The sequence below is a fragment of the Pseudomonas guariconensis genome (assembly GCF_015680235.1).
GTDB lineage: Bacteria > Pseudomonadota > Gammaproteobacteria > Pseudomonadales > Pseudomonadaceae > Aquipseudomonas > Aquipseudomonas guariconensis_A.
This window is the reverse complement of the sequence record NZ_JADLJL010000002.1, coordinates 133671-157786: the sequence shown is the minus strand read 5'-3', so window position 1 is coordinate 157786 and position 24116 is coordinate 133671. Positions and strand designations below refer to the sequence as shown.

21 protein-coding genes are annotated in these 24116 nt (G+C 63.9%); 13 read left to right on the top strand and 8 right to left on the bottom strand.

Annotated features, from left to right (window positions below):
* The first annotated feature begins 98 nt into the window (after positions 1 to 98).
* Positions 99 to 845 (top strand): SDR family NAD(P)-dependent oxidoreductase, encoded by a 747-nt coding sequence (locus tag IRZ56_RS02855; protein ID WP_196143523.1) that lies wholly within the window; start codon positions 99 to 101, stop codon positions 843 to 845.
* A gap of 67 nt (positions 846 to 912) precedes the next feature.
* Positions 913 to 2484, top strand: a complete 1572-nt coding sequence (locus IRZ56_RS02850; RefSeq protein ID WP_196143522.1) for a FadD3 family acyl-CoA ligase — start codon at positions 913 to 915, stop codon at positions 2482 to 2484.
* 136 nt (positions 2485 to 2620) lie between these two features.
* Here the strand turns inward: IRZ56_RS02850 and IRZ56_RS02845 are convergent, their stop codons facing one another.
* Together IRZ56_RS02845 and IRZ56_RS02840 are read right to left on the bottom strand one after the other, a co-directional pair.
* Positions 2621 to 3499 (bottom strand): SDR family NAD(P)-dependent oxidoreductase, encoded by an 879-nt coding sequence (locus tag IRZ56_RS02845; protein ID WP_196143521.1) that lies wholly within the window; start codon positions 3497 to 3499, stop codon positions 2621 to 2623.
* Positions 3500 to 3501: 2 nt separating this feature from the next.
* Positions 3502 to 5235: an FAD-dependent oxidoreductase gene (locus tag IRZ56_RS02840; RefSeq protein WP_196143520.1), complete on the bottom strand. Its 1734-nt coding sequence runs from the start codon at positions 5233 to 5235 to the stop codon at positions 3502 to 3504.
* A gap of 286 nt (positions 5236 to 5521) precedes the next feature.
* Here IRZ56_RS02840 and IRZ56_RS02835 point away from each other — a divergent pair, with 286 nt between their 5' ends.
* Together IRZ56_RS02835 and IRZ56_RS02830 are read left to right on the top strand one after the other, a co-directional pair.
* The gene (locus tag IRZ56_RS02835; protein WP_328305035.1) at positions 5522 to 7057 is read left to right on the top strand and encodes a DUF1302 domain-containing protein; all 1536 of its coding nucleotides are present in this window, start codon (positions 5522 to 5524) and stop codon (positions 7055 to 7057) included.
* Between the two features lie 24 nt (positions 7058 to 7081).
* On the top strand, positions 7082 to 8464 hold the full coding sequence (locus IRZ56_RS02830; protein ID WP_196143518.1) for a DUF1329 domain-containing protein: 1383 nt from the start codon (positions 7082 to 7084) through the stop codon (positions 8462 to 8464).
* Positions 8465 to 8669: 205 nt separating this feature from the next.
* Here the strand turns inward: IRZ56_RS02830 and IRZ56_RS02825 are convergent, their stop codons facing one another.
* From IRZ56_RS02825 to IRZ56_RS02800, 6 genes are all read right to left on the bottom strand, one after another.
* Entirely contained in the window at positions 8670 to 9635 is a 966-nt protein-coding gene (locus IRZ56_RS02825) for an acetyltransferase (protein ID WP_196143517.1), read from the bottom strand.
* Positions 9636 to 9645: 10 nt separating this feature from the next.
* Positions 9646 to 10434: an SDR family oxidoreductase gene (locus tag IRZ56_RS02820; RefSeq protein ID WP_196143516.1), complete on the bottom strand. Its 789-nt coding sequence runs from the start codon at positions 10432 to 10434 to the stop codon at positions 9646 to 9648.
* Between the two features lie 28 nt (positions 10435 to 10462).
* On the bottom strand, positions 10463 to 11635 hold the full coding sequence (locus IRZ56_RS02815) for a sulfotransferase family protein (RefSeq protein ID WP_196143515.1): 1173 nt from the start codon (positions 11633 to 11635) through the stop codon (positions 10463 to 10465).
* Positions 11635 to 12744 (bottom strand): DUF1214 domain-containing protein, encoded by a 1110-nt coding sequence (locus IRZ56_RS02810; RefSeq protein ID WP_196143514.1) that lies wholly within the window; start codon positions 12742 to 12744, stop codon positions 11635 to 11637. The genes IRZ56_RS02815 and IRZ56_RS02810 overlap by 1 nt, the downstream gene beginning before the upstream one ends.
* 176 nt (positions 12745 to 12920) lie before the next feature.
* Positions 12921 to 15728: an RHS repeat domain-containing protein gene (locus tag IRZ56_RS02805; protein WP_196143513.1), complete on the bottom strand. Its 2808-nt coding sequence runs from the start codon at positions 15726 to 15728 to the stop codon at positions 12921 to 12923.
* A gap of 5 nt (positions 15729 to 15733) precedes the next feature.
* Positions 15734 to 15997: a hypothetical protein gene (locus IRZ56_RS02800; RefSeq protein WP_196143512.1), complete on the bottom strand. Its 264-nt coding sequence runs from the start codon at positions 15995 to 15997 to the stop codon at positions 15734 to 15736.
* A 71-nt stretch (positions 15998 to 16068) separates the two neighbouring features.
* Between IRZ56_RS02800 and IRZ56_RS02795 the strand changes: the two genes are divergently transcribed.
* The 9 genes from IRZ56_RS02795 to IRZ56_RS23100 all read left to right on the top strand — a co-directional run bounded on the left by IRZ56_RS02795 (position 16069) and on the right by IRZ56_RS23100 (position 23949).
* On the top strand, positions 16069 to 16539 hold the full coding sequence (locus IRZ56_RS02795; RefSeq protein ID WP_196143511.1) for an SRPBCC domain-containing protein: 471 nt from the start codon (positions 16069 to 16071) through the stop codon (positions 16537 to 16539).
* Positions 16540 to 16632: 93 nt separating this feature from the next.
* Entirely contained in the window at positions 16633 to 17547 is a 915-nt protein-coding gene (gene cysD, locus IRZ56_RS02790) for a sulfate adenylyltransferase subunit CysD (protein WP_328310760.1), read from the top strand.
* Positions 17547 to 19439: a sulfate adenylyltransferase subunit CysN gene (gene cysN / locus IRZ56_RS02785; protein ID WP_196143509.1), complete on the top strand. Its 1893-nt coding sequence runs from the start codon at positions 17547 to 17549 to the stop codon at positions 19437 to 19439. Before cysD ends, cysN begins: the two co-directional genes overlap by 1 nt.
* A gap of 215 nt (positions 19440 to 19654) precedes the next feature.
* A complete protein-coding gene (locus tag IRZ56_RS02780; RefSeq protein WP_230386022.1) occupies positions 19655 to 20803 on the top strand; it encodes a helix-turn-helix transcriptional regulator in 1149 nt (382 codons plus the stop codon).
* 388 nt (positions 20804 to 21191) lie between these two features.
* Positions 21192 to 22100 (top strand): hypothetical protein, encoded by a 909-nt coding sequence (locus IRZ56_RS02775; RefSeq protein WP_196143507.1) that lies wholly within the window; start codon positions 21192 to 21194, stop codon positions 22098 to 22100.
* 113 nt (positions 22101 to 22213) lie between these two features.
* Entirely contained in the window at positions 22214 to 23314 is a 1101-nt protein-coding gene (locus tag IRZ56_RS02770) for a hypothetical protein (protein WP_196143506.1), read from the top strand.
* Positions 23305 to 23646 (top strand): hypothetical protein, encoded by a 342-nt coding sequence (locus IRZ56_RS02765; RefSeq protein WP_196143505.1) that lies wholly within the window; start codon positions 23305 to 23307, stop codon positions 23644 to 23646. Before IRZ56_RS02770 ends, IRZ56_RS02765 begins: the two co-directional genes overlap by 10 nt.
* Positions 23636 to 23812, top strand: coding sequence for a hypothetical protein (locus IRZ56_RS02760; protein WP_196143504.1), 177 nt, complete (start codon positions 23636 to 23638; stop codon positions 23810 to 23812). The genes IRZ56_RS02765 and IRZ56_RS02760 overlap by 11 nt, the downstream gene beginning before the upstream one ends.
* Positions 23812 to 23949 carry a hypothetical protein gene (locus IRZ56_RS23100; RefSeq protein ID WP_196166215.1) on the top strand — a complete coding sequence of 46 codons (138 nt, stop codon included), beginning with the start codon at positions 23812 to 23814 and terminating at the stop codon, positions 23947 to 23949. Before IRZ56_RS02760 ends, IRZ56_RS23100 begins: the two co-directional genes overlap by 1 nt.
* Positions 23950 to 24116: the final 167 nt, after the last annotated feature.

Below are 24116 nucleotides of genomic sequence, written 5' to 3'. Positions count from 1 at the left end.
GACTGGCATAGTCCCTACAGACGATCCAGCCCACCGCCATTGCAGGTAGACTCGCCACAGCAGCAGCTCCACAACAATAAAAGGACAGAGGTTCGAATATGGCTCGTTTGCAAAACAAGGTCGCGGTGGTCACCGGCGGTGCGTCGGGCATCGGCCTGGCCTGCGTGCGTCGTTTCAGCGCCGAAGGCGCCCAGGTGGTCGGGCTGGATGTCGGCCAGGCACCTGCGGACTTCCCCGGCCTGTTCATGAATCTGGATGTACGCAACGAAGAGCAGGTGCAACAGGTGATGGCCGAAGTCATCCAGCGCTTCGGCCGCCTCGACGTGCTGGTCAACGCCGCCGGCGTCGCCAGCCAAGGCAGCGTCACCAGCGCCAGCACCGCCGACTGGCAGCGGGTTTTGGACATCAACCTGACCGGCAGCATGCTCACCAGCAAACACGTGCTGGGGCAGATGCAGGCCCAGCGCAGCGGCTCGATCATCAACATCGGCTCGATCTTCGGCCTGCAGGGCTGCGACGGCAACGTCGCCTACAACGTCTCCAAGGGCGGGATCAACCAGCTGACCCGCAGCATGGCCATCGACTACGGCCACGCCAACATCCGCGTCAACGGCCTGTGCCCAGGCCTGATCGAAACGCCGATGACCAGCATGGTCCGCGAACAGCAGGCGTTCCATGACTTCTTCGCTTCGCAGCACATGCTCAGCCGCTCCGGCCAGCCGGAGGAAGTGGCCAATGTCGCGCTGTTCCTCGCCTCGGACGAAGCGTCCTTCGTCAGCGGGCAGATGATCGCTGTGGATGGCGGCTTCTCCGCCGGCCGCCGCTTCGCCCCGCCCAGCGTCTGATTCATTCGGCCGGGCCCGGTGCCCGGCCCTCCCCTTCGTTCATCGATCCTCTGCCTGAGGAGGCCACATGCCGTCCGTGGAAAACGCCCAGACCTTCCCGCAACTGTTCGCCCTGGCCGCCCAGACCTATGGCGAACGCCCAGCCATCGAAGACACCGGCCAACCCATCAGCTACCAGCGCCTGGACCAATTGCGCCGCCAGGCGGCGCGCGCCCTGCTGGCCCTGGATGTGCCGGTGTCGGCGCGGGTGGCGGTGTGGGCGCCCAACCTCTGGGAGTGGATCGTCGCCGCCGGTGCCCTGCACAGCGTCGGCGCCACCCTGGTGCCGCTCAATACCCGCATGAAAGGTGCCGAAGCGGCCCAAGTGCTGCGCGACAGCGACACTTGCGTACTGTTCTGCATCAGCCGCTTCCTCGACACCGACTACCCAGCCATGCTCGCCGACCAGACGCTGCCCGCGCTGCGCCAGGTCATTCACCTGCGCCCCCAGGGCGAGGTGGCCGACGGTCTGGCCTGGGACGACTTCCTCGCCCTGGCGGGCCAGGTGAGCGAGGCTCAGCTGGCTGAACGTGAACAGCGGGTGAACGGCGACACCCTGTCGGACCTGCTGTTCACCTCCGGCACCTCGGGCAAACCCAAGGGCGTGATGAGCAGCCATGGCCAGAACCTGCGGGTGGTGCGCGACTGGAGCGCGATCGTCGGGCTGCAGGCGGGGGACCGCTACCTGATTGTCAACCCGTTCTTCCACTCCTTTGGCTACAAGGCCGGCTGGGTGGCGGCCCTGATGCGCGGTTGCACCCTGTTGCCGCAGCAGGTGTTCGACACCCAGGCCCTGCTCGACTGCATCCAGCGCGAGGGCATCAACGTGTTACCCGGCCCGCCTACTTTGTACCAGTCACTGCTGGCCCACCCGCAACGGGCCGAGTACGACCTGGGCTCGTTGCGCATCGCCGTGACCGGCGCGGCGTCGATCCCGGTGGAGATGATCCGGCGCATGGGCAGCGAGTTGGGCTTTGCCACCATCGTCACCGCCTACGGCCTGACCGAGGCCTGCGGCTTCGTCACCATCTGCCGTGCCGGCGACAGCGCCGAACGGGTCGCCACCACCTGCGGGCGGGCAATGCCGGACGTGGAAGTGCGCTGCGTCGACCCGCAGGGGCAGCCGGTGCCGGCCAACCAACCGGGCGAGGTGTTGGTGCGCGGCTACAACCTGATGCGCGGCTACCTGGACGACCCGAAGGCCACCGCCGAGGCGATCGACGCCCAGGGGTGGTTGCATACCGGGGACGTGGGCGTGCTCGATGAACACGGCTACCTGCGCATCACCGATCGGTTGAAGGACATGTTCATCACCGGCGGGTTCAACGTGTACCCGGCGGAGATCGAGCAGACACTGGTGCGTTACCCAGGGGTCGCTCAGGCGGCGGTGATCGGGATTGCCGACGAGCGCCTGGGCGAGGTGGCCATGGCGTTCCTGTTGCCGGTACCGGGGCAGCGTATCGACGAGGCGGTGTTCCTGGCCTGGTGCCGCGAGCAAATGGCCAACTACAAGGTGCCGCGGCGGGTTCGGGTGCTCGACAGCATGCCGCTCAATGCCACCGGGAAGGTGGCCAAGCAGGTATTGCGCGAGTGGGCGTGAATGACGGGGCGCGCTTTGGCGCCCCGATCTGGTGTTGTCTGTACTGGTCCTATCGCCGGCAAGCCGGCTCCCACCTGTCCTGCGCTGTTTCAGACTGTGGGAGCCGGCTTGCCGGCGATAGGGCCGCAAGGCCCGGTCAGATGACTCGAGCCGGATGCTGCTGGCGTGGCTCACCCAGCATGGCGCGGTGTGACGGCGGCTGGCGCCCGCCCGCCTCGGTGATGCCATAACGCGGCGCGATTTCGGCGCTGATCAGCGTCTGCCCAGTGTAGTCGGCCAACTGCGGGTCATTGAGTAAGGCATGGATCAAGCGCCCGTTGAACTGCGGCGTCTCGGCATTTTCCAGGAACGCCCGGTACTGCTCACCATGCTGCTCCCCGGCGATGCGTGTACGTTCGGTCAATTGCGGGCCCAGCCACAACGACACCGCGGCGACCCCTCGCCCTTCGAAATCGATGGCCATGTCCGCCGCCAGCTTGTCGCTACCGGCCTTCTGCGCCCCATAGGCCGGGCCGTGCATGTAGCAGCCGGCACCGAAGGACGAGGTGAAGCACACCAGCGCGCGCCCGCTGCGCAGCAACAAAGGCGCTGCATGGTAGCTGGCGACATACGCCGAGCGCAGGCCGACATCGAGGATGCGCACCAGCGATAGAGGCTTTTCCCAGAACGGGCCCGGCTCGATCAACTGGTCGTGGATATGGGCGACGTTGTTCACCAGCAGGTCCAGCTTCCCGCATTCACGGTCGATGCGCTCGAACAGCGCGCGGATCTGCTCATCGTCACCATGATCGCAGGCCACGGCGATACCGCGCCCCCCGGCCGCATCGATGGCCGCCGCCGTACCCTGCAGGTCGCCCTCCAAGGCCTGGCCGTAGAGCGTCGAACCGCCCTGCCCCTGCTGCCTTCCGGTGACGTACACGGTCATGCCAGCCTCGCCCAGGGCCAAGGCAATACCGCGCCCGACCCCTCGGCTGGCGCCGGTTACCAATGCGATCTGTGGCATATCTGTCTGCATGCTTACCTCCCGGTGAGGGCCAAGGTCGACGGACCTTGGCGTTGTTGGCTGTCGGCGCGGATATGCTCGGCCGCCAGGTAACCAAAGGTCATGGCAGGGCCCAGGGTGGCGCCGGCACCGGGGTAGGTCCGGCCCATCATCGAGGCGGCGCTGTTGCCGATGGCATACAGGCCCTGGATCGGCTTACCGTCCTGGTGCAGCACCTGGGCATGAGCGTTGGTGAGCAGGCCGCCCTTGGTGCCGATGTCGCCGGCATCCACCCGCACCGCATAGAACGGCGCCTTGTGCAGCGGGGCCAGGCACGGGTTGGGTTGCACGCCGGGGTCGCCGTAGTAGCGGTCGAACAGCGACTCGCCCTTGCCGAAGTCATCGTCACGCCCGCATACCGCCATGGCGTTGAAGCGCGCCACGGTGCGGCCAAGGCCCGCGCCGTCGACCCCGATCAGCGCCGCCAGGGCGCCGAGGTCGTCGGCCTTGTGCAGCACCTTGCGCAGGTGTTCGGGCAAGCGCCAGTCGGGCTGGGCATAGCCTGGCAGCAACGGCCCGCAGGGGTATTTGCGCCGGTAGTCGGCATCGAACACCAGCCAGCACGGCACGCTGGTGGCGCCTTCGCGGTTGTGCCGGTACATGGCGTAGACGATGTCGCTGTAGGGCGCGCCTTCGTTGACGAAACGCTCGCCCGCAGAGTCGACCAGGATGCAACCGGGCAGGTTGCGCTCGATGAATAGCGCACGCTGTTTTTCCTCGCCCGGCACCTGCACCGTGGGTGCCCACCAACTGTGTGCCATCAGCGCCGTACTGGCGCCCACGGCCTGGGCAGCACGGATGCCATCGCCGGTGTTGCACGGCGGGGTCGCGCTCCACTGGGCCTGTGAAGGTTGCGGGTGGTGCTGCGTACGCATCGCCTGGTTACGCTCGAACCCACCGGCCGCGATGATCACGCCGTGGCGCGCCTTGATGTTCAGCCATTGCCCGTCACGCAACACGCGGGCACCGCCGATGCGTTCACCGACGATCAGCAGTCGCTCGAGCTGGCAGTTCAGCCACAGCGGCACGCCACGGTCGAGCAAGGAGCAACGCAGCGCACCGACCAGGGCATTGCCCAGGGTCAGGAAGCGGTCACGCCGCGACAGCTTGCGCCCCTCGCGGTCACGCCAGTAGCGCCACAGCACCTTGGCGGTCAGGCCCAGCCAGCCCTTGCCGCGGCACAGCAGCACCCGGGCTTCCTTCATGGTCATGGCCATGCGGCCCATCATCAAGGTGCCAGGCGATGGCGCGCGCATGCGCAGGAATTCCTCGCCCAGGGCCGCGGCGTCGAAGGGCAGCGGGTCCATGGAGCGATAGCCGGGCTTGCCGCCGGGCATGTGGGGGTAATAGTCGGTGTACTGGGCCTGGGCTTCGAAGCGCACGCGGGTGTCGCGTTCGAGGTATTCGACCATGGCCCTGGCATGCTCGACATAGGCCTCGATACGCCCATCGTCGAGCTCGCCGTGGGTCACCGCCTTGAGGTAGGCCACCGCCTCGGCCCGGCTGTCTTCGCCTCCCAGCGCGCGAATGCGGTGGTTGTCGGGGATCCAGATACCGCCGCCGGACACGGCCGAGGTGCCGCCGTACTGCTCGCTCTTCTCGATCACCAGCGTATCGAGGCCCAGGTCATGGGCACGCAGGGCTGCGGTCATGCCGCCGGCCCCCGACCCGATCACCAGCACATCGCAACATTCGTCCCACCTGATCATGCGGACCTCCTCGGGGCAGACAGAACCACGGCCCACGCCGAAGAAGGCGGCCGGGGCGCCTGAAGGATTGTCCGGCGCCCCCTGTGACCCGGCATCGTCCAATGGGACTACCGGGTCACGGGCTGCTACGCGTAGTCCACTTGGACGATGTTGCTGCCAAGGCTGCGTCCCATAGTCGGCCCTGCTCCACCTCCCAAAACCGGAACGTCGGTCGGGCAGGCAATGCCCGCGCATGAGGACGACAATGATAAAAACAACAATCGCCCCCCACCCTGTTAACACGTACGTGCGTCTTTCCCTGTTGCTGTTGGCCGGCGGCCTCAGCCAGCAGGCCAGTGCCTTGTCCTTCCAGCCCAGCGACGACCTGAGCGTTGATTGGGACACGACCCTGAGCTACAGCCTTGCCTGGCGCACCGAGAAGCGCGATCACAAGCTGGTGGCCAACGCCGACGGCAACGATGGCGACAACGCATTCGACCGGGGCAGCCTGATCACCGACCGGGTGGGCTTCCTCACCGAAGCCAACCTGCACTGGCGCGAGAACTACGGCCTGTTCATGCGGGCATCGGGTTTCTATGACCGCGTCTATGACCGTGGCAACGACAACGACACCGGTACCTCCAACTGCTTCGCCAGTGGCGTATGCAGCCGCCCCGACCGCTTCTCCAAGGACACCATCGACCAACACCGCGACGACCTGCGCCTGCTCGATGCCTATGCCTACGGCACCTGGGACATGGCCGGGCACAACCTGAACCTGCGCGTGGGCGACCAGGTGGTGAGCTGGGGTGAAAGCCTGTTCTACCCCGGCGTCTCCGGGGCCCAGAGCCCGGTGGACGCGACCAAGGCGACCACCCCGGGCGTCGAGGTCAAGGAAGTGCTGCTGCCGGTGGGCCAGGTTTTCGGCCAGTTGAGCCTCACCGACGAGCTGGATGTAGAAGCCTACTATCAGTACAAGTGGGAGAAGACCGACCTGTTCGGCGTGGGCAGCTACTTCTCCACCACCGACTACATCGACCGCGGTGGTTACAGCGATGCCAGCGGCTTCGTCAAGCGCCTGAAGGACGACGAGCCCAGCGACAGCGGCCAGTATGGCCTGGCGCTGCGCTATAGCGCGGCCTCGCTGAACAACACCGAGTTCGGCCTGTACTACGTGCGCTACCACGACAAGACCCCAACCCTGGACTTCCAGAGCGACCTGGGCTTCTACCGCGCCCGATACTTCGACAACATCGACCTGTACGGCGCAAGCTTCGCCACCGTGCTGGGCGACACCAGCCTGGCCGGTGAAGTGAGCTACCGCGACGGCCAGCCGGTGATGGTCGACAACGGCTTCTCCAGCGCCGTCAGGGCCAAGACCTTGCAGGCGCAGGTTTCGGCGATCCATGTGTTCGGCCCCAGCGCCTTCGCCGACAACACCACCCTGACCGGCGAACTGATCTACAACACCGTGCTCGACAACGACACCTCCGACCCGCTGACCCTGGCGCCCGGCTTCTCCCTGCCCGGCACCGATTCGCTGGTGGGCGACCGTGACGCCTGGGGCTACACGGTGCAGGTCAACCTTGACTACAACGACGTGTTCAGTGGCTGGGACATGTCGGTGCCGATCAACTTCAGCACCGCCGCCCAGCACGACAGCGCCTTGACCGGCTCGATCAACTACGGCCAGGGCGACGACCGTGCCAGCATCGGCACCACCTGGCGCTACCTCGGCAACTTCACGGTCGAGGCGCTGTACAGCGCGTACCTGGGCAACGCCAACAATTCGCCCTGGGCCGACCGCGACAACATCGCGCTCAACTTCAAGTACCGCTTCTAAAAGCCCTGACGGAGGATCACCGAAATGTCTGATCTCAAGCACCCCTGGTTGCGTACCACGCTCGCGATCGCCTTGTTCGGCAGCAGCCTGGCTTTGCAGGCCAATGTCAGTGGCACTGACGCCACGACCCTGGGCCCGGACCTGACCCCGATGGGTGCCGAGCGCGCCGGCAATGCCGACGGCAGCATCCCGGCCTGGACCGGAAAATGGCGCGGCACGCCGCCCCAGGTGAAGTTCGCCGGCCCCGGCACGCCCTACTCGGACCCGTATGCCGACGAAAAACCGCTGTTCGTCATCACCGCGCAGAACATGGAGCAGTACGCCACCAACCTCACCGACGGCCAGAAGGCGCTGTTCAAGCGATACCCGAATTCCTTCAAGATGCCGGTCTACCCCAGCCACCGGGATTTCCGCGTCGACCCGCAGACCGAGGCAGCCATCGCCCGCAACGCCCAGACCGCCAAGCTCAGCAGTGACGGCAACGATGCCCTGGATGCCTTCGGCGCCTCGCCGTTCCCGGTGCCAAAGAACGGCAACGAGCTGATCCTCAACCACACCATGCAGGCCCGTGCGGTCACCGAGGAGGCCAACTACAACCAGGTGGTGGTATACGCCGACAACAACCGCGTGCTGGAGAAGGTCAACTACAAGATCTATTCGCTGTGGTCGGACCCCAAGCAGAACGCGCAGAGCACCAATGGCGTATTCACCGACTTCCTGCTCACGACGCTGGAGCCGGTGCGCAAGAAAGGCGAGATCGTAGTCGGCCATGAGTTCATCAGCGCGGCCGCCCAGCCGCGCCAGGCCTGGCAATACACCCCTGGCCAGCGCCGTGTGCGCCGAGCACCGACGGTTGGCTATGACTCCCCGACTGGGGCCGGTGGTTTCCGTGTCTATGACGAAGACCGCCTGTTCAACGGTGCGACCGACCGCTACGACTGGAAGATCGTCGGCAAGAAAGAAGTCTACATCCCCTACAACAACTACAAGATCGACAGCCCGGACGTGACCCAGGCCGACATCATCAATGCCGCCGGCCACATCAACCCGGACCTGATGCGCTACGAGAAGCACCGTGTCTGGGTGCTGCAGGCGACCCTCAAGCCGAGCGCCCGGCATATCTATGCCAAGCGTACGTTCTACATCGACGAGGACAGCTGGGCCGCGACCCTGGCGGACAACTACGATTCCCGTGGGCAGCTGTGGCGCACCAACATGCAGACTTCGGTGTATGCCTATGACATCCAGCGCTTCCATGCGCGCCTGGGGCTGTATCACGATCTGATCGCTGGGTCGTACATGGTCGACCGCTTGCTCGACGACCAGAAGCCGGCCAAGCTCAACGCTAGCAACTTCGGGCCTGACGAATTCACCCCAGGCAACCTGCGCAAGCTGGGTACGCGCTAAACCTCTCCAGCCTAAACCCCCGGCCCGAAAGGCCGGGGTTTTCTTTTGCCTGGGGATCGTGGGGCTGCGTTGCAGCCCTTTCGCGGCGCAAGGCCGCTTACAGCTGCGAAAGGGGCCCCGGCAATTTCCAACCTGAAACAAGAACGCCCCAGGCTGGTCGGCCCGGGGCGTTCTTGTCTCAAGGGCTTCATGCCCTGGGTTTGGCTCAACCGGGGTAACAAGCCACCAACCGATCCGCAAGCTCAGGCAGTTGCTCCACGCCCAGCCGATTGATGCCAGCCGCACGAACGCGTCCACCGCCACTGGGGAATTGCCTGCAAAATGCATCGGCAGACCATACCGCACCCTCCGGCACCCGCAGGCTGAACATCCAGTCACCATCGGGCTTGGCACTCAACAACCCCAGCGCGCGCCCTGGCGCGGCCGCGGCAAGGCTGTTGGCCAGCACGCCGCTGACCCGACGGGCCCACGCCTGCGCCGGCAGACGGAACAGGCGCATGCCCGCCCCCTCGCGCCAGGGCGTCAACCCCTCGGCGGCGGCCATGTCGGCTGCGTACCCCGCGCGCAGCACCGCGAAAGTCTCGCTATCGCGCATGAAGTCCAACGGGTCGGCATAGGGCCGCAGTTGCTCGGCCAGGGCCAGCGGTTCGAAATGCAGGTCGGCCAGGCTGTCGCCATAGGCGTTGTAGTTGAGCAACTGGCCCAACTCCGCCAGGGCCGCTACATCCGCCTCGAGCAACCCATGGCGCTCGGCCAGTGCCCTGGCCGGCCCCGGCATGCCATCGCCAAAGGCCGCGACCACCGCCCAACGGTGCGCCCTACCCTGCAACCAGGCATCGACCAGCAAGCTGGTGCACACGTGCGCGGCGGTATCGATATGCGCCTCGAAGGCCGGGTGCTCGGGCAGTTCGCCTGGGAAGTGATGGTCGAAATAGCGCACCTGGACGCCATCGGCGAGCAGGCGCTGGACGTCTTCGCGATTTTGTTCGTGGGCGATGTCGAGCACGGTCACCCGTTCGCCGGGCCCTGCCTGCACCCGTCGCAGCAGCGTGATGTCGCGCTTGACCCCGCTGACCAGGCGCACCGCCGGGTCGAGCTCGCCGGCCAGGCGCAGTTGCTGCAGGGCGCACAGGCCATCGGCGTCGCCATTGAAAGCACAATGATCGATCATGGCGGTGCCCTCAGCTCATCAGTTCGCCGCCATTGGCATCGAGCTGCGCACCGTTGATCGCGCTGGCGTAATCCGATGCCAGAAACAGCGCTGCACGGGCACACTCGTCGTCGGTGCGCATGCGCCCGCCAGGGATGCTGGCGCTGAATTCGGCCTTGGCCTGCGCCTCGCTGATGCCCCGGGCTTCGGCGCTCTGGCGTACCACTGCCTGCACCGGCTCGCCCCACATCCAGCCACAAGCCAGGGCATTGACGCGGATGCCGTGCACCGCCTGTTCGCTGGCCAGGTAGCGCACGCTGGCGGTGAGCGCAGCCTTGGACGCCGAATAGGCCGCGCCGCCCTGGTAGGGCTTGCGCACGCCCAGGGTGTTGATCATGACAATGGCGCCCTCGCCCTGTTCGCGCATGGCCGGCAACACCGCCCGCGACATGTTCAGCGACCCCAGCAGGTTGACCTCCAGGGCCTCGCGCAGTGGCGCATTGTCGGCCTCGTCCACGGCCTGGAAGCCGCCGTGGGAGAACGCACTGTTGACCAGCGCGTCGATGCGTCCGAATGCCTCCAAGGTGGCCTTGGCGAAATGCGCACAGGCAGTGGTGTCGGTGATATCGGTCGGCACGCACAGCACCTGGCATTCATGGCCCAGGGCGAGAATGCGGGTACGCGCCTGCTCCAGCCGCTCGGCGCTGCGGGCGCAGATGGCCAGGGCGCGAGCGCCTTGGTGCGCAGCCTCCAGGGCCAGCTTGATACCCAGGCCCGGGCCTATCCCGGAGATCATCACGACCTTGTCTTTCAATAGCATGGTGGTTTTCCTTCTTGTTGTTGTGGTGTCAGGCGTTGGCCCGCAGGTGACGGGAACGGTACTCGGCATAGTCGCGCTGCAGGATGGCCTCGCTCAGGCCAAAGCGTTCGGGGCTGTACTGGTGGCTGGCGCGCTTGTCGCGGCCATTGTCGGCCAGCCAGCGAACGATCGCGTCACGTGCCGTGGCGCTCAGCTGCAGGCCGGCGAACTGGTAGATGCGCTCGACCACAGCCAACGGCTGGCCCACGGTGTCCTCGAAATGGATATCCAGTACCCGCCCTTCGGGCAGGGTTTCCCGCACGGCCATGGCATGGCGCATGGCGCGCGCCATGCGGCGGTTCCACTGCTCACCCACGGCCTCGGCGTCGGCATGATCGCTGTACAGTTGCCACAGGGTATGGATGAAGCTGGCCAGCGATGGGATGGTGCTGGCCGGCTCGCGGTGGGTGAGGATGACCTGGGCGCCCGGGAATACCTTGAACAGGAGCTCCAGGGTATGCAGATGCTGCGGGCTCTTGAGCAGCCAGCGCCGGCCTGGGGCGACACCCCGCAGCCCCTGCTGCCACTGCAGGAACTGCAGGCAGCGCTTGAGGTACTGGTAGACCTGGCTCTGGTCCTGGCGGTCGAGCCAGGCGGTGTAGCTGGGCACGTTGACATAGGAGTCCATGGCACAAAGGAAGCTGTGCTCCATCAGCATGAACTCTTCATCGGCCTGCTCGGCGTCCAGCGGGTGGATGGCCAGCAATTGCGGCAGGAACTCGACCATCGATGCGACTTCGGCACGCGCCTTCAGGATGCGTGCCTCGGGGCAGGCGGGGTCCTCGCCGGGCAGGGGCGCCGGGTAGCGTGTCTCCCACCACAAGGCTTTGCTGAACTGCGGGTCGACCGCCAGGGTACGTTGCAACAAGGTGGTGCCGGTGCGTGGCAGGCCGACGATCACCAACGGGGCCTCGATGGGCTGTTCGAGGATCTGCGGGTAGCGCGTGCAATGGTCCTCCACCACCAGGCGGTTGACCAGTTGCGCCAGCAGCTTTTCGCGCAGCATCGCGCGCCCGGCCACGGACAACCGAGCCTCATGCTCCAGCGCCTCGGCCAGCACCGCCAGGCCTTCGCGGAAGTTGCCCGGGCCGAAGTCCTGCAGGCCTGCGGCACGGGCACTGGCTTCGGCCATCAGCCGTTCGGGGGCGAACTCATTGATCATCAGGCAAGCTCCTTCAGCGCGAGCAGCTTCACGACGCGGGTAGTGGGGTGTACCGGGGTTTTCGCGCCAACCCAGCGCAGGCACAGGGTGCCGTGGGGGTGGCCGGCGGTTTGCAGCCAATTCGCAAGGCCCGGGTCCCGGGCGCTGAGCACCATGCGCAGGCCGCCGTTGGCGTCCAGTTGCGCCGAATGCTTGTTCAGGCAGATGCGGTGGTAGCGGTAGTCCAGCGACTCCATCCAGTAGTTATTGATCTGCAGGTTCCAGAAATCGCACTCAGGCACTTGCTCCACCTCGATCAGTAAGGCTTCGTCGTCGGCCAGGGCCCAGTAGGAGTGGTAGTAGAAGATGTTCGGGTCGCCCCCTACCGACTGGCACAGCGGCTGGTCGGCCGGCGGCAGCTGGTTGGCATGGGCTTGGTAGCCCTGGGCCCAGTCGGCGAACAGGCGCGCGGTGTTCTCGACGAACGAGGCGGCACGTTGCAGGCCTTGCTGCAGGAAGGCCGGGTCAAGTGGCGGGGGAACCTGGTCGCCATCCAGGCGCTCGATACGCAGCTGAGCCGGTTGCTCGGTGGCGCGGTCCAGGAACGTCTGGCGCACGATCAGGGCGTTGCTTTCCGGCTCCAGGCGCAACCAATTGCCGGTGGCCTGTGGGTGTTGGCTGAGGATGATCGCGAAGTTGCCGCCTGCGTCCAGCTGCAACTGGTTGGCATCGATGAAGCCGGTCTGGATCATCTTGCCGTTGGTTTCGTAGCCGCCTTTCTGGGTGCCGAAACTCAAATAGGCGACGCTGCCGCGCTGGCCGCTGACCCGGTAGCGCTGGGCACCGTTCAGGCGGGCATAGCGGTACAGGTTATCGGGGTTGTCGGCGCCGATCTTGGCGGTTTCATGGGAGGGGGTGATGAAGCCTGGGAAGTCCGGGTCGGCGAACTCCAAGTGCATCTCCAGGGCGATGCGCAGCAGGCGCGTGAGGTAGCGAAAGCCTTCGGCGCGGGTTTGCGCATCGGCAGGCGCCTCGGCGCGCATAATTTGCTCGCCGCTGCGCCTTAACTGCTCGCAGAACTGGTTCCAGGTTGCGCCGCTGCATACCTGCTCGGTGGGATCGATGGCCATGATGGTCTCCGTGGGGGCGGGATGCCGCCGGTGGGGAGACCATAGAAATCGCGACCATCGAGTACTACGTCCGAGCGGACTAAAATGCGCGGCCCGGAAAAATCACTACGAGGGGCCCGCATGACCATATAGATATGCGTTGGCCTGAACGCGGGCCCATAGGTCAGCGCCTGTTATCACGTGGAGCGCAATGCCTTGCCGTTCCTCATTTCAGCCGCTTGCTGGCCAGCGGCGACCATTGCCCCGCCGAAATTGAAAAGCGCCCCTATCACACGATCCTCGGTGGGAGAATTGTGATCGAATACCCAACCAAAACTCGACGAGAGGAACGCTGTTGCATTACTGATTTCACCGTTCTGAACTGCTTGCGTGAGTTGAACGTATTGTTCGCGCTTGGTCGGGGAAATATCGTTGGCATCGTTACTCGCCAAATTATTATTGACCATGGCTACGGCGGACGTGAACGTTTCAAGTGCGCTATTGGAGTCAATCTGCAACGCGAGCCCATGACGGTTCGGCACTTCCTCGGGCCGCATCGGCCGAGATCCAGGTATCAGCGAGTTCATTGCGGTTTTGGCGAACCTGGACAGTAGTCCGCCCGCAGTGACGGGGTCGCTGGGTATCGACACGTCGGTACCATTACGCATGACAACGACAGGGGGGACCTGAAGATCGGGTTGCTTGCCAGCGGTACTTGTTGCGTTTCTGAAGCGCGACTGGCCTGGCTGGCCTAGCTCAAGCGAGGTGGGGCGTACCGTGTCCGTTCTTTGCTCTATGTGATACAACGTTTTGGCAGTGTGAGGTGTTGGCAGAGACTTCTGGTAATCCAAGGCGTAGCGCCAGGGAAGTCTGAAATTCGTAGTGGCGGGCTGTTGCACAGCCTGCTGCGGCGTTGCGCGTTGTTGACCATGATCGGGCCGCCGGTTCGTGTTCTTCTTCGTCAAGCCGCGCTCATCTATAAGAGTCGATGGGTTATTGCCCACCATCTTGAACAGATTCAACCCGTCCACCGTACCGGCCGGATCCGCGCTCAACCAGCGCCCCGCCCAAGGCTGGTAATAGCGATAGCCGTAGTAATACAGCCCCGTGGCATCGCGCTCTTTGCCTGAATAGCGCACGATCTTGTAGCTCGCCTCGATTTCATTACGCGCAACCCATACCGCCGTGCCGCCAAAGGGGTAGTACTCTTCCTGGCTGATCAGGTTGCCGGTGCCATCGACCTCCAGCGCGCTGCTGCCCAGCAGGTTGTCGTAGCTGTAGCGCAGTTGGTCGTTCGGTAGGTCGTCGGGTTTTCCTGCCTGCCAGTGCAGTACCCGCACTTGCGCACGACCGGCCTCCCCGACCGTCATCACCTGCAGGTCTTGGGTGAGCGTGTCGCCATTGGTGTGGATGCGCAGCTCCAGCCCTGGCAGGTAGATCACCCGCTGGGCCTGGGTGCTTTGAGCCGTTTGCTGGGTGCTGGCTTTCAGCACGCGTTGACTATGGCTGTCATAGCGGTAGCTTTCGCGGTCGTCCGTAGCACCTTCGCGCTTCACCGACACAACCTGCTCGAGCTCGGCTCTCGAAGTCCAGGTCAGTGGTTGCCCCGGCAACAGCACGGCCTGCTGCCCGCCCGGAGTGAACAGCGCCTCGACAGCCGACGGGGCCTTCGTCATCGAGCTCAACACGGCGCGATTGCTGCGGTCGCTGACGGTGATATCGGTGGTGTAGCCGTTGTTCGTGGCGGGGGCGCTGTGGCGGATCTGGAGCAGGTTGCCTGCGGTGTCGTAGTGGTACGTGCGGGTGTATTGGGTGTAGGTGGCGCTGTCGAAGAGGGTGACGTGGAGGTTGCGGCCTGGTTGGCCGGCGTTGGCCATTTCGCGGCCCGTGGCACTGGCCAGTTGGTAGAGGCTGTCGTAGCTGTAGGTGTTTTCCGGCACCACTTTCTGGTTGCGCCAAAAGCGGGTGGCCTCGGCGTCGTTGCGGATCTTCAGCACATTGCCCACTGGGTCGTAGGCATAGCGCAGGTCCTGCAGCACCTTCGCGCCAGTGCCCTGGCGCTCGGTCTTGATCGACGACAGGCGCTGGGTGTCGGGCTCGTAGGTGTAGGTGGTCACCACACCGTTGCCATGCACCTCGCGCAGCTTCTGCCCGGCGGCGGAATAACTTACGGACCGGACGATGGCCTGCTCGGCCTTGCCCGCGATCGTCAGCCAGCTGCCACTGAGCTGGCCGGCCACATCATAGGCCACCCGTTGCAGGTTGCCTGCGGCATCCAGGGTCGTCAGCATCACGCCCGTGGCGTCTGCCGTGGTCTGGGTCGTATAGGTCTCGCGGGCCAGACGGGTGTCCCATTCCGCTGCCTCTTCGCCCTGCCAATCGGCGGCGATATCAGGATGGTCGGCATCCTTGAGCAACTGCCGGGTCGTTGAGATCGGCACACCCGTCAGGGTAAAGCTGTTCGCCTGCACCAGACCCGCCGGGTCGTAACGGCGGGTCACCTGCCCGAGCAGATTATGGTCCCGTGCCTGTTGCGTAACCTGTGCCCAGACGAACCGCTCGGCAATCCGCATCTCGCTGTCGGCCACCTGCTCCGTCACGCTCAACGGTCGGCCGGCCTGGGCCGGGGCCTCGTACTGCCAGGTACGGGTAATCGCCTGGCTCAGGTCGTCGTTACCCTCTTCGTCGGTAGCAACCTGGACCACCTCCATGAAAGGGCGCCCGGCGGCATCCCTGAGGGTTATCGAGGTGCCCGCATCGACGCTGCGGGTGCGCAAGGCCGTCCCGGCGAGGTCCGACAGATAGGTGAAGTTTGCCCGGCCAGCAGCGGCCAGCCGGGGGTCGGCACTGCGTGCCAGGACGCCTCGGGCGTCGTGTTGGTGATGGGTGATTCGCTCATCCGTCGCTTGCAGCTCATCTGGCCTACGGCAATAAGCGATAGTGCGTACAGCCAGGCCGCGGTTATCGGCAACCGTGACGGACGGGGTACTGCGAAAAGACAACATGGAAATCAACTCCTGTTAATGACTATTTCCTCTGTCGTTAGTAATTCACAAACAACAAAGCCGGTGCAGCGGGTCAAAAACAGCGAACCACGTAAGAAATAGGCAAATCGAACAGCGATAATCACTGCCCTAAAACTTCTCACACCCCAAGTAAAAAATTCTGCAACATACTTACCAACATGAAGTAATAAATCCCTAACGCCCAGACCATTAAGCCAATTACGCCCCTCATCCAAACGGACGAAGAACCCGAAACCCCAACCGACCACGATGCCTCGTTGAGCCGCACGGCTCCCCTGCGCCATGCCTCGGCGTGGGGCCATCCTACGAGGAGTCATCGATGACAACCGACAAGAACCTGGTTCGCTCCGTCACCGTGGACATCGCCGCCCCCGCCGAGCTGGTCTGGTCGATCCTGATCGACTTGCCCAGCTACCCGCAGTGGAACCCCTACACGGTCAAGGTCGAGTCCACCCTGCGCCTGGGCGATCCGGTGAACCTGTTCCTGCCCAACCCGGCCGCGCCTGGTGAGCTGCTGCATGTGGTCGAATATCTGGTGGACTTCGAGCCACACCACCTGCTCGCCTGGGAGATGCGCTCGAGCGCCAGCAACCCGGACGCCGCCCGCCGCGAACAGTTGATCGAGCGCACCGGCCCGGACAGCTGCCGCTACCACACCACCGACCAATTCCTTGGCCCCACTGCCGATGCCGTCATGGCCAAGCATGGTGCTTGGGTCAAGCAGGGCTTCGATGCCGTGGCCCTGGCCGTGAAGGCCCGCGCCGAGTCGCTGCACGCCGCGGCGGCCTGATGTTCGCGCCACCGGCCCACTTCGTCCGAGCAGACGAAGAGGCGCCGGTGGTGCATTGCCTACCTTGGCGTCAACCGGGCCCGTACCCGGAAGATCACGAGGAGGTATCCGATGTTGACTCATCTGCAATGGCTGGAGGCCGAGAGCATCCAGATCATCCGCGAAGTGGTGGCCGAGTGTGAAAAACCGGTGATGCTCTACTCCATCGGCAAGGACAGCGCGGTGATGCTGCACCTGGCGATGAAGGCCTTCGCTCCGGGCAAGCCGCCCTTCCCCCTGCTGCACGTGGACACCACCTGGAAATTCCGCGAGATGATCGCGTTCCGCGACCAGACCGCCGAGCGCCTGGGCCTGGAGCTGCTGGTCCACATCAACCCCGAAGGCGTGGAAAAAGCCATCGACCCTTTCACCCACGGCTCGGCCCTGCACACCGACGTGTGGAAGACCCAGGGCCTGAAGCAGGCACTGGACAAGTATGGCTTCGACGCCGCCTTCGGCGGTGCTCGCCGCGACGAGGAAAAATCCCGCGCCAAGGAGCGCGTGTTCTCCCTGCGCTCCGAGCAGCACCGCTGGGACCCCAAGCAGCAGCGCCCGGAGCTGTGGCGCCTGTACAACACGCGCAAGCGCAAAGGCGAAAGCCTGCGGGTGTTCCCGCTGTCGAACTGGACCGAGTTGGACATCTGGCAATACATCTACCTGCAGCAGATCCCCATCGTGCCCCTGTACTTCGCCAAGGAGCGCCCGGTGGTGGAGCGCGACGGCACCCTGATCATGGTCGACGACCAACGCCTACCGCTGCGCGAAGGCGAAACCCCCGAGATGCGTAAGGTGCGCTTCCGTACGCTGGGCTGCTACCCGCTCACCGGCGCTATCGACAGCGACGCCGACGACCTGCCGGCGATCATCAGCGAGATGCTGGTCAGCCGCACCTCGGAACGCCAGGGCCGCCTGATCGACAGCGACTCGGCCGGCTCCATGGAGAAGAAAAAACAAGAGGGGTACTTCTGATGAACGCCATCACCCACGCCCAGCACGACGACCTCACCCCGTACCTGCAGGCACAACAGCACAAGCAACTGCTGCGTTTCATCACCTGCGGTAGCGTCGATGACGGCAAGAGCACCTTGATCGGGCGGCTGCTGTACGAGTCCAAGGTGCTGTTCGAAGACCAGCTCGGCCAGCTTGAAGCCGACTCGAAAAAGCTCGGCACCCAGGGCGAAGACCTGGACTTCGCCCTGCTGGTAGACGGCCTGGCCGCCGAGCGTGAGCAAGGCATCACCATCGATGTGGCGTACCGCTTCTTCGCCACGGAAAAACGCAAGTTCATCGTTGCCGACACCCCCGGCCACGAGCAGTACACCCGCAACATGGTCACCGGCGCCTCCACCGCCGACCTGGCCGTGATCCTGGTGGACGCCCGCCAGGGCCTGCTGACCCAGACCCGTCGCCATAGCTACCTGGTGTCGCTGCTGGGCATCGGCAAGATAGTGCTGGCGATCAACAAGCTCGACCTGATGGATTATTCCGAGGACGTCTTCCAGCGCATCGAGGCCGACTACCGCGCCTTCGCCGCGCAGATCGGCCTGGACGACATCCAGTGCATCCCGCTCTCGGCCCTGCGCGGCGACAACATGCTCACCGCCAGCCCCAACACCCCTTGGTACACAGGCCCAAGCCTGCTCGCCTACCTGGAGGACGTGCCGCTGGAACAGGCCCGCGCCAGCCAGGCCGCCTTCCGCCTGCCCGTGCAATGGGTCAACCGCCCGAACCTGGATTTTCGCGGTTTCTCGGGCAACATTGCCGCCGGCAGCATCAGTGTCGGTGAGCGCATCCGCGTGCTGCCCTCGGGCCAGCAGAGCGAGGTGACCGACATCCTCGGCGCCAGCGGCCCGCAACAGCACGCCGAGTGCGGCCAGGCCGTGACCCTGGTGCTCAAGGACGAGATCGACATCAGCCGCGGCGACCTGATCGTCCTGGCCGACGCCCCGCCTGCGGTGGCAGATCAGTTCGAAGCCACCCTGGTGTGGATGGACGAAGAGCCTATGCTGCCCGGGCGCCCCTACCTGATGAAGATCGGCTGCCGCACCGTGGGCATGAGATGCGCGACCTTGAAGCACCGGGTGGACGTGAACAGCCTCGAGCAGCTCGCCGCCAAGACCCTCGAACTCAACGGCATCGGCGTGTGCAACCTGAACCTGGACCGCCCAATCGCCTTCGATGCCTATGCCGACAACCGCGACACCGGCGGTTTCATCGTCATCGACCGCCTGAGCAACCGCACCGTCGGTGCCGGCATGCTGCACTTCGCCCTGCGCCGGGCGCAGAACGTGCACTGGCAGGCCATCGACGTCAACCGCGAGGCCCACGCCGCACTCAAGGGCCAGGCGCCGCGCGTGCTGTGGTTCACCGGCCTCTCGGGCGCCGGCAAGTCGACCATCGCCAACCTGGTGGAGCGCAAGCTACATGCGCTGGGCAAGCACACCTACCTGCTTGACGGCGATAACGTGCGTCACGGCCTGAACCGTGACCTGGGCTTCACCGAGGCCGACCGGGTGGAGAACATCCGCCGCGTGGCCGAAGTGGCCAAGCTGATGCTCGATGCCGGCTTGATTACCCTGGTCTCGTTCATCTCGCCGTTCCGCGCCGAGCGCGACATGGCCCGTGGCCTGGCCGGGGAAGGCAACTTCCTGGAGATCTTCATCGACGCGCCGCTGGCCCTGGCCGAGCAGCGCGACCCCAAGGGGCTGTATCAGAAGGCCCGCCGGGGTGAGCTGAAGAACTTCACCGGGATCGATTCGCCGTACGAGCCACCGGTGAATCCGGAGCTGCATATCGATACCCGAACGGAGACGGCAGAGGCGGCGGCCGAGCGGATCGTCGAGGCGTTGCTGCGCCTCTGAGCAAGGCAGGGCAGGCCCAATCGCCGGCAAGCCGGCTCCCACTCCAATCGTGCGCGCAGCATCTTGTGGGAGCCGGCTTGCCGGCGATTGGGCCAACGCAGGTTTCATTCTGCTCCGACACGCTGCCCACTTCGGCTCTTGATAGTCCGAACAGACGATTTACCGCCCCTGCCTCACATCAATACTGCCTCTACCATCCTCCCATGAGGCGCAGCATGACCACCCACCACCTGGCCCCCATCGCCACCGAAGCCCTCAGCGCCTTGCTTGCCCTGGTCTACCAGGGCCCGCTGGAACCCACACCCTGGGCCAGCTTCCTGGAAGAGCTGCGCCAACGCCTGAACGCGAGCTTCATCACCCTGGTGCTGCGCAACCCCGAACACGAGCGCCCCGGCCTGATCGTCAACGCCTCGGTGCATGGCGCGCTGTTGCCCGGCGAGCCGTCCTACAGCGAGTACTACTACTCGATCTGCCCCTTCCTCGAATGGCCCGCCGACAAGGTGGCCACCGCCGACCAGATGCTCGGCACCGAGCCCTGGCTGGCCCATGACTTCTACCGCAACTACCTGCAACCGCTGGACCTGCGCCATGTGCTGGTGGCCAACATGGTCACCACCGCTGGCATGCACTGCGCCCTGTTCGCCAGCCGCAGCCACGCCAGCGATGACTTCGAAACCGACGAAATCGCCCTGGTCCGCCTGCTGCTGCCGCACCTGCAGCAGGCCGTGGACCTGCATTCGGCGGTCGACCAACTCGACTCCGAACGCCAGCTGTACGCCGCGACCATCGACCGGCTGATGGTCGGCACGGTGATCCTCGACGAGAACGGTCGCACCCTGCGCTGCAACAGCGCGGCAGAGCGTCTGTTCGCCAACGGCGATGGGTTGGTGTGCAAGCAGGAAAAGCTATGCGCCTTCGTCAACCATGAGAACCGCGCATTGCAACAGGCCATCCAGGCCATCCTGAGGCACCGCCAGCGCGGGCTGGACGAGCTGGAAGTGCTCACCCTGTCCCGCCCGAGCGGGGAGATGCCGCTGAACCTGCTGCTACGTCCCATTCCCCTGAACTACCAAGCCCGCAAAGGCGCACGACGGCCAGCGGTGGCACTGTTCATCCGCGACCCGGCAGACTCGCCCCAGGCCTCGCGGCACCTGCTGCGCAGCCTGTTCCAGCTGACCCCCACGGAGACGGAGGTGGCGATGCTGGTGATGGATGGACAAACCCTGGACGAGACGGCCGAAGCGCTGAACGTGTCGCGCAACACCGTGCGGGCGCACTTACGCGGGGTCTTCGCCAAGACCGGCGCGACGCGGCAGGCGCAGTTGGTGAAGACATTGCTCAACAGTGTGGCGTCGTTGGGTTGAGCCTTCTGCGAACAACGCTTCGGCGCTGTCATGCAGGAACAGGTGGATAACGCAGGGCTTGGCTTGTATGGGGGATGTCTAGGGGGGCCTTGTGGGAGCGGGCTTGTCCCGCGATTGGGCCGGGCCCGATATCATCGTCGCCTGCCAAGGGCTTCGCCCTTGATCGCGGGACAAGTCGGACCGCCGCAGCGCTAGCCGCTTGTTTTCTGCGCAACAGCGCAGCCCGAGGGCTGGGTGATCTCCCACAGGTTTTCACTGCCAATCAGAGTGCTTTGTCAGACGCGTCCGAAATCCACCCACCTGGGGTGAATCCTTTCTACCTGCCGGGCACAATCAACCCCAACGGCAAATGAATGCCCCTGTTACAAGGTTCAAAAAAGGAAAGGCTATGTCCGAAATACTTCTACTTCTTTCAATGTTCGTGCTCATCCCCGCACTGAAAGGCTACGTGGCCAACGTCCGCCAATCCCCCCGCAAGCGCGTCTGGTACTACCGCAACTATCTGATCATCCTCGGCTGGACGCGCCTGCATTACTCGATGCTGCTGTTCTTCGTCTGCACGTTATTGTTGTACGCCGTCGCCGGACTGAAGATGAGCGGGCTGGCGATCGACCAACCCGTGGGCCTTACGCTGCTGCTGCTCACTGGTGTTTCCGGCTTGTGGTATCTGCGCTGCTATTTCGAACCCAGGATCAAGTGGATGCAGGAGAAGCTTCCGTGGAAGCCCGTGCTGGCGGTAGTCGCAGTGGCCGTGGCTACGCTCTCGAAAGTCTATACCGACCAGCTGATCGCCGAGCTGACCAACCTGCCCGCCCGTGACCTGCCCAACGCACAAGTATTGTTGAGCGCCGCCATGAACCCAGCCCTGTGGTTCGCGGGTCTGACGTTGCTGCTGACGTTCTCGGTGATGTTCCTGTCTGGCTTCCTGATGCTGCGCAGCATGGTGCGCGACTATTTCAGCATGAGGGAAAAACGCAAATACGATGTCAAGCCGGACATGACCGCCATCGTCGCCATGTTCATGTGCGTGTTCATCTTCGGCCCGATGATGGAAGAGCTGTTCACCCGCAAGAACTACGAAACCTGGGCGCGCCAGGCGATCGCTTTTGCCACGTTCAACCTGCCGGCGTCCTATTGCGGTCTTTCGGACCTTGAAGACGTTACGGTGGCGCCGCTAGCCAACGACACGGCGGCCCTTGCCATTCCTGATGAGGTGTTAGGGTACCGTTTCGAGACCATTGCCTGTACGCCGCAGAAAAAAAGCCAGGCGGCGGTGATTGCGCAGTTGCGGGAATAATGAAGCCACCGCCCCATCACCGGCGCGTCCAGTCACAGATAATGGCATTAAGATATCACCCCTGATACGCTTTCCACCCACCGACACAAGCATTAAATTGGCAGGGAAACCACATGCGTAAGCTGTTCAGGGGGTTGAGGTCGTACCTCAGCACCTCCTCCGATGATGCTTATTGGAATGAAAAGGCAACCGAGGTCACCTACCTCAGGGCCCTGCAAACAGGCAAAGCCGCCCCGTCGCCTGCCCTTGAGCCACTGACGTTGTCCGAAAGAGCCATCACGGTGGTCAGCCCCATCACTTTCGATGGCCTACTCGAGCAGCTCGAAATCGACGCTTCCTACCCTGCACTGACGAAAACGCAGATGGGGACCGCTGTTGGGATGGGCATCATCGGTGTCCTCCTCGCCCATGTCACCAACAGCAATAGCGAAGCGCTCGAGACATTCTTCAAGCAGTTGCATGAGCCCTACAAAGCGGGAAGTGGGCCTAGCCCCATCGACTACAGGACCGGTGCCAAGCATCGCTATATCTTCGGGCATGACTTCAACCTGTGGCAGAAGCTACCCGAGGACTACACAATCGGCGGCGCCTCGGTCGGCGGTAAAACGCTCTACAGTTTGATCCTCGAGCAGATGCAACTCGGCTTTCCCAATGCAGGTTTCATTGGCGGGCATGTCAAAGCCATCCTGCACATCCTCACCCATTACCTGAGTGATCTTCCCACCACCGATGGGCTTCCCCTGCCCTTCAGCTCGCTGTTCACCCAATGGGTGAAGGACGAAACCAAGGTTTCGGGCTATAGCGCTGAAAACCCATTGATGGACGCACTGGGTAAAGAGTACGGCACCATCAATGCCGCAGACATTGCCTCGTACGCCATCATCAAGATGCTGTTGAAAGGGCATCATGGCATCGCCTTCTACAAGGTTTGCGCCAGTGATGACGAGAAGGCGCTGCACCTTGCACAGATGAGCACCATTGCCTATGGCACCGCCGTGGTCATCCAGATGATGCTGCTGGCTTCCGGCACCGCCGGGCGCACTGGAAAACTCAATTACCTGATTGCCGGCCCGTTTTTGTGGAATGCCGGCAAGGTCGTGTTGATCTGTAACCGCCAGCACCGCCAGGTCATCCAGGACTACGATCGCTCGCTCACGTTGCTTGAAAACGAATCCATTACCTTCGATGACTGGGTGAAATGCCAATGCGCCTGACCGACCATGCACTCGCCCCCGGCGATGAATACCACTTCGAATCCTCCGACGAATATTGCGCCCCGCCGTTGGTCGAGCGAGCAGCAAAGTCCGTTTTCGCGACCATGAGCCTGGATGCAGCGGGCCAAGCCCAACTGCAGGCAATCGTCGACCTAGAAAAACTGCGCTACGCATTCGCCATGGGCGATGGCGACATCAAAACCCATGGCAAACAGATCCAGGACATCAGGAACACCCTGATCCAGGCACATGGCCGGGAGCCCTTCGATAACGGAACGGTCGAAAAGGCCTTTTATAAAGCACTGAACCAGGCGTACGGCTATGTCGGCTGACAAGATCATCAAAGCCGTCGCAGTGGCGGCTGGCGCCATCGCCGTTTCACTGGGTGGCATATTCGCAGGCAAGTTCGCTTCCGATCATCAGGAGAAGAAGCGCAGGAAAAAGCTGGACGAGGAGCATGCAATGCTTGAGAAGAAATTGAAGGGGCGAAGTAAGTAATGGCGATTCTGATTGGGTTGGTGGTCTTGGCGATTCTCTTTTTCGTGCTGTCGTTCAGCCTTTTTGAAACCCGGCGTGTCGCCAAGCATCGAAAGATGAAGCAAGCCAAGTCGAAAGTGTTCAAAAAAGGTACCTAAGGCACCACCCGGTGCCGTTGGTGGTATTTGCCCATGTGCAGGGCGGGCGCGCAGGGATGGGCGTCTTTGTTGCGCTCATGCAGATGACTCGGGTTCAGTGCCCGCCAGCGACAGGCTGCACCGACACTGAACCTGGGCATTTACACCATCCCTGTCAGCTTCGCCAA